Below are 11,548 nucleotides of genomic sequence, written 5' to 3'. Positions count from 1 at the left end.
CAAAGAAACAATATTTAATAATTTGATAGTCAGAATGGTCAAGTCAGAAAAAATATATCAATCTAAAATTATATGTTCGTAACTACTGACCTCAAAACATCAATAACTTGAGTATGATGTTGAACGTCTATCTTTTTTAAAATCCATGGAGATTTAACCCCTAGCAAAACTCCTAATCCATCTAATTCCATACCCCAAAATTAGCTAAGTTTTTAATATTCCACTAATTTAAGCGAAGAACCTATAATTTTTTAGAAGTAGTGAAAATTTACTCTTAAAATATTCGTTATTTGTAGTAAAAAATACATTATGTTACTTCCTTTTTTTCATGTAGAAAATTTAGAATGCGGCACGGATGAAGCGGGTCGTGGCTGCCTCGCAGGACCAGTCACAGCAGCAGCAATACTACTTCCTGTCAATTTTAGAAATGAAATTTTGACAGACAGTAAGCAGTTAAATGAAGCAACACGATTCAAGCTGAGACCCATAATCGAAGAGCAAGCTATTGCGTTTTGGTTAACCCATATAGATGCTTCAGAAATTGATTCGATAAACATTTTAAATGCTTCAATAAAAGCAATGCAGCAATGTATAGTAAGATTAAATCCTAAGCCGAAATATATTATTGTTGATGGAAATACTTCGATAAACCATATTCCTTTAATTTGTCCAACGACTGGTAATGTTTTAAATAAAGCAAAGAAATTTTCTATCAACCAAGACAATTTTTTTAATGGCATTCCTTATAGCTGCATTGTAAAAGGAGATTCGAAATATATGAGTATTGCCGCAGCTTCTATTTTAGCAAAAACGTATCGTGATGACTATATGAATACTATTCACGAGGAATTCCCTATGTATAACTGGAAAAAAAATAAAGGTTATCCCACTAAAGAACATCGTGAAGCCATAAAAAAATATGGAGTTACTAAATATCACCGTATGAGTTTTAAATTGCTACCGGAACAGTTGAAATTGGAAATTTAATCTTATTCACTCTTGCATTTTAGAGCCTTTATAGAGGAAAGAGAACAATATAAAAAAGATCGACAATGAATGCATCGAAGTATAATCAAGTATAAATTAATTCTTCAAAGCAAAAATAGAGTACAAAATGAGATTCGTGATTTCTTAGCGGGCTTTGTAATTAAGATATAATCTCGGCTTCAAATAAATTTTTAAAGTGCTGAAGGATTTTCGATTTCACTTCCTCTTCATCTACTTTTTCAACACCTAATTCTACTTGTAAAGAAGTCACTGCTTTTCCGCGAATACCACAAGGTATGATATTGTCAAAATAACCCAAATCAGCATTGACATTTAATGCAAAGCCATGCATGGTAACCCAGCGGGAAGCACGCACGCCCATGGCACAAATTTTTCTCGCAAACGGTGTTCCTGCACCCAACCAAACTCCCGTTTCGCCAACGCTTCTGCCAGAAATGATTCCGTATTCAGCGAGTGTTAGGATAATTACTTCTTCTAGCAATCGTAAGTATTTATGAATATCAGTGAAGAAATTTTCTAAATCAAGAATGGGGTATCCTACAATTTGTCCTGGTCCATGATAGGTAATATCTCCACCACGATTGATTTTATAAAAAGTAGCACCTTTAGCTTCTAATTGTTCTTCTGACAGCAATAAATTACTTAAATCACCGCTTTTTCCTAATGTATAAACGTGGGGATGTTGTACAAAAAGGAAATAATTAGGTGTTGGCAGATTTAATTCCTCTCTCCTATTCCTAATTTTTAGATCAACAATTTCTTTAAACAATTCTTCTTGGTATTCCCAAGTTGTCTTGTAGTCTTTATTGCCTAAATCTTGAAGTTGGATGGTTTTGTTCATTTTTTTATGAGGCGCGAAGGTTTTGAGCGCAAAGGTACAAAGTTTTCGAGAATCAATAATGAAGTTGAATTTAATTAAACTTTAATCAAGTTAAGTGCATCTATAATTTTCATTATTCGTTTAAAAACGCCAGTAATTTGCAGAATGGATCCGAATATTTCACAATAATACCTTTAAAAGCATAATTATATCCTGAAAGATTTCTTCTTTAGAATAATTTTGAGCTGTCAATTGCAATTAAGTAATCAGAAGAAAATAATGTCGTTATTTTTTTCCATATAAACCATGTAAGTTTTCAATATGATGTTTTCTAAGTTTTGAATTTTATAAGGTTAAAGGATGGTTGATTAGTGCCAAATTAAGAACATATAAGCAATTAAACTACAACAGCTAACTACGACAATAATTTGTTTCCATAACTTAACTTTGTTCGTTGCTATGTTTGACAATTTCTATTTTTCTAGTTCTGTCTTGGCTTAATGAAGGGTTTTTGGAACTTTAGAACTTTTTTGAAAATAACATTAAAAACAGTAAAGTCTGTTTTATTTACTTGGTAACCTAAAGTATTTATTGTTAACCAAATATAGATGGTTTGCACTATTTCTAATTGTGTTTTGAAAAAGAAAAAGGACTAGCATAGCCCCGATAGCAGCGGCATCCTTTTTATAAGCTTCCAGCCTTTTGAAGGCTGGAAGCTTATAAAAAGATAGAGCGAATAGCGGGACAACTCGTCTTAAGAAAAACAAATATTCTGCTTCAAAAAATCTAAAATCCTTTGCCCCTTTGTTACATTGTAACTTTGCAACTTAAATAGTATCTTTGCGCTCTTAAAAACAGCACAAAATGGCCTTATCAGAACAAGAAATTATCCGAAGAGAAAAACTTCAATCTTTACGCAACTTAGGAATCAATCCTTATCCTGCCAATCTTTTTCCTGTAAATCACTCTTCGAAACAGATAAAAGAACAGTTTGAAGATGGTAAAAAGGTGATTGTTGCTGGGCGATTGATGAGTGTTCGTGACCAAGGAAAAGCTTGTTTTGCTGAACTTCAAGATAGTGAAGGACGAATTCAATTATATTTGAACCGCGATGTTTTATGTCCTGGTGATGATAAAACGATGTACAATCAGGTATTTAAAAAATTAACTGATTTAGGTGATTTTATAGGAATTGAAGGGGAATTATTTACCACTATGGTTGGCGCTCAGTGTATTCGCGTTGATGTATTTACTTTTTTGAGTAAAACCTTGCGTCCATTACCATTGCCAAAAGTAGATGAAGATGGAAAAGTGCACGATGCATTCAACGATGCGGAACTGCGTTACAGAATGCGTTATGTGGATTTAACAGTAAATGAGCATGTAAAACAAACGTTTATTAAGCGTACCAAATTGTTTAACGCCATGCGTACTTTTTTTAATGACGCCGGTTATCTTGAAGTAGAAACTCCAGTTTTGCAACCTATTGCGGGTGGAGCAGCTGCGCGACCGTTTACTACGCATCACAACTCGCTTGACATTCCGTTGTATATGCGTATTGCCAACGAATTGTATTTAAAAAGATTGATTGTGGGTGGTTTTGACGGCGTTTATGAGTTTTCTAAAAATTTCCGAAATGAGGGAATGGATCGAACGCACAATCCTGAATTTACTGCTATGGAAATATATGTAGCTTACAAAGACTACAACTGGATGATGGAATTTGCAGAAGAACTGCTGGAATATTGTGCAATTGCGGTAAATGGAACTTCGGATGTTACTTTTGGTGAACACCAAATTAGCTTCAAAGCACCTTACGCTCGGGTTACTATGACGGATTCTATCAAGCATTTTACTGGTTTTGACATTTCTGGAAAGAGTGAAACGGAACTTTTTGATGCTGCAAGAGGCATGGGAATCGATGTTGATACAACTATGGGTAAAGGTAAATTGATTGATGAGATTTTTGGTGCTAAATGCGAAGGGAATTATATTCAGCCCACTTTTATTACTGATTATCCAAAGGAAATGTCGCCATTGTGCAAAGAGCACCGCGATAATCCCGAATTGACAGAACGTTTCGAATTAATGGTTTGTGGAAAAGAAGTGGCAAACGCCTATTCTGAACTAAATGACCCAATTGATCAAAGAGCGCGTTTTGAAGACCAAATGCGACTGGCTGAAAAAGGAGATGATGAAGCCACTGGAATTATAGATGAGGATTTCTTAAGAGCATTAGAATACGGAATGCCGCCAACATCAGGAATGGGAATAGGAATGGATCGTTTGATTATGTATTTAACAAATAATGCTTCGATTCAGGAAGTACTGTTGTTTCCACAAATGAGACCAGAGAAAAAACAAGTGCAACTAGAGGAAGACGAGAAATTAATTGTTTCCATTTTGCAAGCTAATTCTAATGTTATGGAATTTGGAGTACTAAAAACCAAATCAGAATTAAGCGGGAAAAAATGGGACAAAGCCATGAAAAACTTATCAGCTCTTGGTTTGACTGAGGTTGTGGTTGAAGGTGATGTAAAGGCTTGTAGACTGAAAGCTTAAGTTTGCTAAAATGATTAAATACAAAAGGAGTCTCAGTTGAGACTCCTTTTTTGTAATGGACAATTGCTTATTTTTGATGTAATTTAGATGATACTGCCTTTGAAAAATTTTACTATTATGTTAATTTGATTTAACATAAATAATTTTAAATTTAAAATCTAATTTATAATTTGATAAAACCCTAGACGTTTTTCGAAAACAACTTAAGAGTTTATTAAATGCTATCTGTTATAGTACATCTGTTAACGATGCTACTTTTAATAGTAAACCCAGAAACAGATATATTGTAAAGCATAATTAAGTATTACGCTAAGATTAAGTTATACTCGAGTTGATAATACCAGCAGGTCGATTGCCTCGAGACAAAACAATTTTAAACCATATTTCTAATCAATAATATACTAAAATATTAAAATCACTGGCTTATAGCGTATGATTATTGAATTCATAAATAGAAATCTTTGCAAGATGCAAATTTAAAATAGATAGTTTACCTAAATATTTCTGAGCTAACATAATTTATGTGCAAGTCCTCTATTTAGAAAAATAACAAATCTTGTTACGACAATTGCATTACTGGAATTTCAATTTTATTTAATTCTAATCTATAAAAATCAAACTGCTGTAAAATTTCATTTTTTGATGTTTTGAAAAAGGAAATATCTGAAAGTAAATTTTCATAATATCCAATTCCCGTTAACAAATTATTTCTAAACGCATTCCATTTCTTAATTTGTCCTGCTGTAATTTCATCAGTTATGCATTCAATATCATTTCTCAAATAATCTAAATACATTTTTAATTCTTTGACAAATAAATTAGGTCGCTCTTCAACTCGTAATATAGAGGTTTGTCCATAAATGTGTTTAATCATGGTTGAAAGTGAAACTTCTTGATCAAAATAAGCCATGTTAGGTCCAGGGCAAATAATTACACCTTGTGCTTGACCTTTTACTTTTATATCATTTTCTAGATAAGAAGCGTTAGCTAAACCTACACAAAGACACGCTTTTTCAGTAATACTGTTTTTTTTCTTTTCAAAAATTGCTACAGATAAAGAATTCTTTTGTAATTCTAATTCCTGCAGCTTCAAATCTTGATATTTTTTTGAAGATGTGCATATTCCTTTGGCATCATATTCTTTACTTAATGCTAAAAATCGTTTGGGACAGGAACTACCTGCTTTGTTATCATTAATTCTTTTCTGCTTTAACACCTCATTTGTAGTTCCTCTTAAGGTATTAAACGGAATTCCTAAAGGTGAAATGTGACTTAAATACAAATCTTCTTCTTTGGCTCCAGCTAATAAATTTCTAGTATGCTTATCCACCGAAGTTGCTTCTGGCACTAATAAAAACGGAGAACCCCAGCCCACAGAATCTACATTATAATGATTTAAAAGAAAATCATGCTCCTCAGCTGTTCCTACACCACCTTGCACCGTAATTTTTAAATCTAAAGGCTGGCTTGGAATTGGCATTTCTTTTTGTCCCAAAGCTCTAACCATCAACCCATGTGCTGATTGAATTAATTGCTCTTTTTTATCTTTGAACTCTTGTAAAATAGGACCTAACAAAAAACCCTCAGTTGCAAAAGCATGTCCACCACAATTAAGACCTGATTCGATTCTATATTCAGAAACCCATAATCCTTTTTTGGCAAGAAAGTTTCCTTGAATCATTGCCGATCGAAAATCACTGACTTTAAGAGTAATTTTCTTTTTCAATATGTTAGTTTTATCAGGGAAAAATGCAGGAAAATTTTCAAAGTAACTGTATAATCGTGGATTCATACCCGCAGACAAAACAACTGATGATTCCAAAGTGCTGTTTGCAAAACCCCGTAACGCCGCATGTGCATCATTAAAAGCGATTGGTAATTGCTCCTCCTTTATAAAATTATCTTTATCTAGTTTTGTCATAATGTTCACATCTATATCGCCAGCGTATAAATGTTCCTCTAAATAATTTTTTATAGTATTTTTAACGGCACAACCATCTTCTAATAAATTCTGCAATCCTGCTTTTATACCTGATGTATTAGGCAACATGGCAATATAATTTTGTAATGCTATCTTACTATCTGATAATTCTGTTTTGAAGTTATCAAATTTATCTTTAACTATTTTATCTACTAAATTTAAGTAGGAAGTAATTCTTTCTGCGCGATAGTCATGTATTTTTTGGGTGATTTCTTGATAAGGAATGTTAAATTTCTCACTGTAAAAAGCATTCATTTTTTCGATAAGTTCATCATCCATAATTGAAATCACAGATGATATTCCGTATTTTGCCACGCGTATTGGACTATCAATGGTGTAGGCAAGTCCCATCACGGGAATGTGGAATGTATGAATTGGTTTTATTGCTGTCATCTAAAATAGTTTATTAAATAAAGTACAAAATTGGAGAAACTTATTTAAACAAAAACTGATAAATGTCATAAAGTATTGGAGTTTATAGAAATACCTTAGCCTATCAAAATCAAAAAATGATTAGCTTACATCACAAATGAAAATAAACCTACAGTTCTGGTTGAAATTTTCTTTACTGAATCTTTGCCTTGTTGCCGTTATTGGGCTACTGATGCGCTCTAAGATTAGTTTTGGATTTACATACTTTGATTTTACCTATCTCCTACATTCACATTCTCATTTTGCTTTCTCTGGATGGATCACTCATACGATAATGACTTTAATGATATTCTTACTTGAAGGAAAGGTCTCTCACTCCCGCTTAAGAATTTATAAAACGGTACTTATTGCGAATCTAATTTGCTCCTACGGAATGCTTATTTTCTTTATATTGCAAGGATATGCGATGATTTCCATATTTTTTTCAACTGGTTCCATTCTTGTATCTTATGCTTTTGGATTTTATTTTATTAAGGATTTAAAAAAATTAGATTCAAATTTAATAGCTATAAATTGGTTCAAAGCTGCACTTTTATTTAATATTATTTCATCGATTGGCACGTTTTACCTCGCTTTTATGATGGCAACTAAAAGTATTAATGAAGATTTAAAATTAGCATCGATATACTACTTTCTACATTTTCAGTACAATGGTTGGTTTTTCTTTGGTTGTGTGGGATTGCTATTTTCATATTTAAATATAAAAAAAACAGCTAATTCATTTTATAATCTATCATTTAAGCTTTTTACATTTATATGTTTTCCCGCTTACATTTTGTCTTTATTGTGGTTAAAAATTCCAGATTGGGTTTATATTTTGGCAATTATTGGCGCTGTTATTCAAGTTTTGGTTTGGTTTAAATTGTTGTCCATTGTTATAAAAGCGCACAAACCTATTTTTAAAAACACAGATTTGTTGCTGCGTTCAATTCTGATATTTGTTTGTTTAGCGTTATGCTTAAAATTTTTGCTTCAACTTGGTTCTACCATTCCATATCTTAGCCAAATCGCGTCTTCTTTTAGACCTATTATTATTGCTTATTTACATTTAGTTCTCCTTGCAATCATCTCATTGTTTTTGCTTTTTTATATTTTTGCCAATCATTTTATTATTTTGACTAAAAAAATAAAAGTTGGTTTACTTATTTTTGTAATTGGAGTGTTTCTAAACGAGTTGGTTTTATCGCTTCAAGGATTACTCCCATTCGGTTTTCCTTCAGTTCCTTATGTTAATATGCTTTTATTTGGAGCAGCAATTATACTATTATTTGGTATTTCCATTACTACATATTTCGCTGTTAAAGAATAAGTTTCTCTCTAAATTATTTTTGAGTCCATTTGATAATTTTTAACTAATCGTTTTTTACTGATAAATGTAAATAACGTTCTAATTAAAAAGAATTCGGATTCGCTATTTTTACTTCTTTTTCGTAAATAATTAAATTCACTACAATATAAAATTGCTATTTTAAAAATACAATTGCCTAGCCACGAAATTATTCAAACATTTGAAGCTTTTTTTAAAATGAATTTTGACTAAAGAACTGTATTAAAATAATTTGTAAGAAGGTTAGTTTTCGGTAATAAGCGGAGGTTCATATAATTACTTAAATAAACTGCAACTATTAAAGTGAGCTAGTATAAGAATTACAACAATTTCAACTTTTAAAATCAGTATTGTTTGAGTTTTAATAGATTTCATTCACTACTTACATTATATCTAAGGCTTAGAAATAATTTATTACAAATAAATAGCGAGATACAAAAAACCGGGAAAATTAATGTTCGACACTCTATTTATTGCCGTTTGTCTATGTATTTATTTGTTTGTCTATATCTCGTCTATTTTTTATAATAATATATAGGAGTATTTTTGCCAATATCAATTATCGAATTTCAATATTAAATTAGGATTTTAAAGCGCGTTAGTCGTCTATTATAATTTTTTTAACAAGAAAGTTCTGATTTTGCTAAATTCTAATTTTAAGGAATTTGTCGATAACGTTATTTTTTAGACAAATTAAATATTATTTCTTAATTAATAATTTGTTTATCTATTTTGGTTTTTGTTAATAATTAGCAATTTTAAATTCATATTAATTACAAATTGCTTATAAATGAAAAGAAAACAACAACACTTGTGTTTTAAACATATTTTTCTGATAATATATTTAAAAAAAATAGAAAATTACAATATTTTTATTAATAAATTTTTTTACTTTTGAAGAAATACCCTCATATAAATTACTTAATTTTTAAGAAAATAAAAATAAAACAATTCGGAGAATTATTTATTTTTAACAGCATGCCAAAATAAAATTGGAATTTTTTGACTTTGAAATAAGTTATCATTTAAACACTTAAAACATTAATACCAAACTAAAAATGATTAAATATAAATACTTTTTGATTTTGTGCTTACTTTTATTTTCACATTTTTCTATTTCACAAACTCGCAAATCGAAAGCTTCTGATAAAAAGACTCTTGTACAAGATGCCACTTTAACAGGACATGTTTATCGCGACACTAATGGAAATGGCAAGCAAGATTCAAGCGAGCCTAACTTAAATAATGTTGATATCCTGTTAAATCAGAGCGATGGTACTTTTCAAATTGTCACAACAAATTCATCAGGAAATTGGTCTGCATCAACACCTGCTGGCAGTACAATTGTAACTATAGATCAAAATGATTTACCACCATTATCAGGCAGAATTCAAACTGAAGGCAAAGATCCTAATACAATAACAGCTATCTCTAAACAAACTATTTTTGCAGGTAATGATGGTTTCTTTTATGTTGGTAAAGTTTCTGGCCGAATTTATAATGATAAAAACGCAAATGGGCAACAAAACACCCCATTAGAACCTGGAATAGCTAATGTCCCAATAAAAGTCACTGACTTTTATGGAAATACCTACAACGTTGTTACTAATGTTTCAGGAGACTGGTCTGTTGTAGTAGGAGTAGGTCTGGCGATGGTAGAGGTCAATATAACTGGTCCTGAGTTTCCTAAAGCTACTACTGTACAAATTCAAGGAGTGAACCCTACTAATATTACTGTAATGTTGGATCAAACGTCGGCTACAGTTCCTTCTGGGTTTTATGTTCAGGTAGATAGCGATGGCGACGGTATTTATGATCAAATTGAAGTTAATAATGGTACTGACCCTAATAATTCTTGCGATCCAAAAAATGCACCTGGATACAAAGGATATATCGCTACTAACATGTCATGGCAGAAGTCTGATTGTGACGGGGATGGAATTACTAATGGACAGGAGCTGATTAATAAAACAGACCCTTATGATCCTTGCTCTCCTATGCAAGAACCACGATATAGTGGTTATGACCGAACTAATGCCATTTGGCTCACATCTGACTGCGATGGAGACGGTCTTACAAATGGACAAGAAATTATAATTGGCACTAACCCTTTTATGGCTGACACAGATGGAGATGGCCTTAATGACAAAGCAGAAGTTACCAATAAGTTTAATCCCTTAGATTCTTGTAGTCCAACACAGGTCGCAGGATATAAAGCTTACGATTCATCAAATGCCATGTGGAAAATTTCGGATTGCGATGGAGATGGAATTACAAATGGTAATGAGATCGTAAACAATACTGATCCTTATAATCCTTGTTCGCCCCAACCTTTAGCTACCAATAAAAGTTATAACGGTACAAATCAAATTTGGCTGACAGCTGACTGCGATGGAGACGGCCTTACGAATGGACAAGAAATTATAATCGGCACTAATCCTTTTGTGGCTGACACAGATGGAGATGGTCTTAATGACAAAATAGAAGTTACCAATACGTTTAATCCATTAGATTCTTGTAGTCCGACACAAGTCGCAGGATATAAAGCTTACGATTCATCAAATGCCATGTGGAAAATTTCGGATTGCGATGGAGATGGAATTACAAATGGTAATGAGATCGTAAACAATACCGATCCTTATAATCCTTGTTCGCCGTTACCCTCAACGAACAATACAAGCTATGATAGTACAAATCAAATTTGGCTAACATCTGACTGCGATGGAGACGGTCTTACAAATGGACAAGAAATTAAAATCGGTACTAATCCTTTTATAGCTGACACAGATGGCGATGGCATAAGTGATGGAACAGAAAACAAGAACGGTACAAGTCCTACTAACGCCTGCGACCCTGCAAATGTACCAGGATATAAAGGATACAATACCAATAACTTATCATGGAAAAATTCTGATTGTGATGGTGATGGAATACCTAATGGTATTGAAGTTATAAATAACACAGATCCATATGATCCCTGTAGCCCAAAACAAATAGCAGGTTATACCGGATATGATATTTCAAATATGATTTGGCAAAAAGCCGATTGCGATGATGATGGAGTAAATAATTATGATGAGTATGTTAATGGAACAGATCCTTACGATTCTAATGACAACGGTATAATTATTTACAATGGAATTTCTCCAAATGCCGATGGGAAAAATGATTATTTCGTCATTGTAGGAATTAACAATTTACTAAACAATCAGTTATCAATATTTAATAGATGGGGAGTGGAAGTATTTAACGCAGTAAATTACCAAAACGATTTTGACGGAAAAAGTAGAGGAAGAATTACTGTACAAAAAAATGAAAACTTACCAAGTGGTACCTACTACTATAAGTTAGATTTTACCAAAACAGGCGGCCAACAAAAACAAATTTCAGGGTATTTATATATCAACTAAAGTTAATA

At 32.1% G+C, this 11,548-nt stretch carries 6 protein-coding genes; 4 read left to right on the top strand and 2 right to left on the bottom strand.

The genetic code is table 11. From position 1 onward, the window contains the following. Positions 1–309: 309 nt before the first annotated feature. Positions 310–987, top strand: coding sequence for a ribonuclease HII (locus RCH18_RS13855; protein ID WP_326937361.1), 678 nt, complete (start codon positions 310–312; stop codon positions 985–987). A gap of 160 nt (positions 988–1,147) precedes the next feature. Here the strand turns inward: RCH18_RS13855 and lipB are convergent, their stop codons facing one another. Further along, a complete protein-coding gene (lipB, locus tag RCH18_RS13850; RefSeq protein WP_326937360.1) occupies positions 1,148–1,849 on the bottom strand; it encodes a lipoyl(octanoyl) transferase LipB in 702 nt (233 codons plus the stop codon). A gap of 843 nt (positions 1,850–2,692) precedes the next feature. On the opposite strand from lipB, the gene lysS reads away from it, so the two are divergent. Then, the gene (lysS, locus tag RCH18_RS13845; RefSeq protein WP_326937359.1) at positions 2,693–4,390 is read left to right on the top strand and encodes a lysine--tRNA ligase; all 1,698 of its coding nucleotides are present in this window, start codon (positions 2,693–2,695) and stop codon (positions 4,388–4,390) included. 559 nt (positions 4,391–4,949) lie between these two features. Here lysS and RCH18_RS13840 read toward each other — a convergent pair. Beyond that, positions 4,950–6,764: a hypothetical protein gene (locus RCH18_RS13840; protein ID WP_326937358.1), complete on the bottom strand. Its 1,815-nt coding sequence runs from the start codon at positions 6,762–6,764 to the stop codon at positions 4,950–4,952. Positions 6,765–6,900: 136 nt separating this feature from the next. On the opposite strand from RCH18_RS13840, the gene RCH18_RS13835 reads away from it, so the two are divergent. Beyond that, on the top strand, positions 6,901–8,112 hold the full coding sequence (locus RCH18_RS13835) for a hypothetical protein (RefSeq protein ID WP_326937357.1): 1,212 nt from the start codon (positions 6,901–6,903) through the stop codon (positions 8,110–8,112). A 1,076-nt stretch (positions 8,113–9,188) separates the two neighbouring features. Then, positions 9,189–11,540 (top strand): gliding motility-associated C-terminal domain-containing protein, encoded by a 2,352-nt coding sequence (locus RCH18_RS13830; RefSeq protein WP_326937356.1) that lies wholly within the window; start codon positions 9,189–9,191, stop codon positions 11,538–11,540. The last annotated feature ends 8 nt before the right edge of the window (positions 11,541–11,548 follow it).

This window comes from Flavobacterium sp. PL11, assembly GCF_035985025.1.
Classification (GTDB): Bacteria; Bacteroidota; Bacteroidia; order Flavobacteriales; family Flavobacteriaceae; genus Flavobacterium.
The sequence above is the reverse complement of the archived record's forward strand: the minus strand, read 5'-3'. Positions and strand labels throughout refer to the sequence as shown.

Coding starts and splice junctions, on each gene's coding strand:
- RCH18_RS13855 (WP_326937361.1), top strand. CDS start 310: ATGTTACTTCCTTTTTTTCATGTAGAAAATTTAGAATGCGGCACGGAT.
- lipB (WP_326937360.1), bottom strand. CDS start 1,849: ATGAACAAAACCATCCAACTTCAAGATTTAGGCAATAAAGACTACAAG.
- lysS (WP_326937359.1), top strand. CDS start 2,693: ATGGCCTTATCAGAACAAGAAATTATCCGAAGAGAAAAACTTCAATCT.
- RCH18_RS13840 (WP_326937358.1), bottom strand. CDS start 6,764: ATGACAGCAATAAAACCAATTCATACATTCCACATTCCCGTGATGGGA.
- RCH18_RS13835 (WP_326937357.1), top strand. CDS start 6,901: ATGAAAATAAACCTACAGTTCTGGTTGAAATTTTCTTTACTGAATCTT.
- RCH18_RS13830 (WP_326937356.1), top strand. CDS start 9,189: ATGATTAAATATAAATACTTTTTGATTTTGTGCTTACTTTTATTTTCA.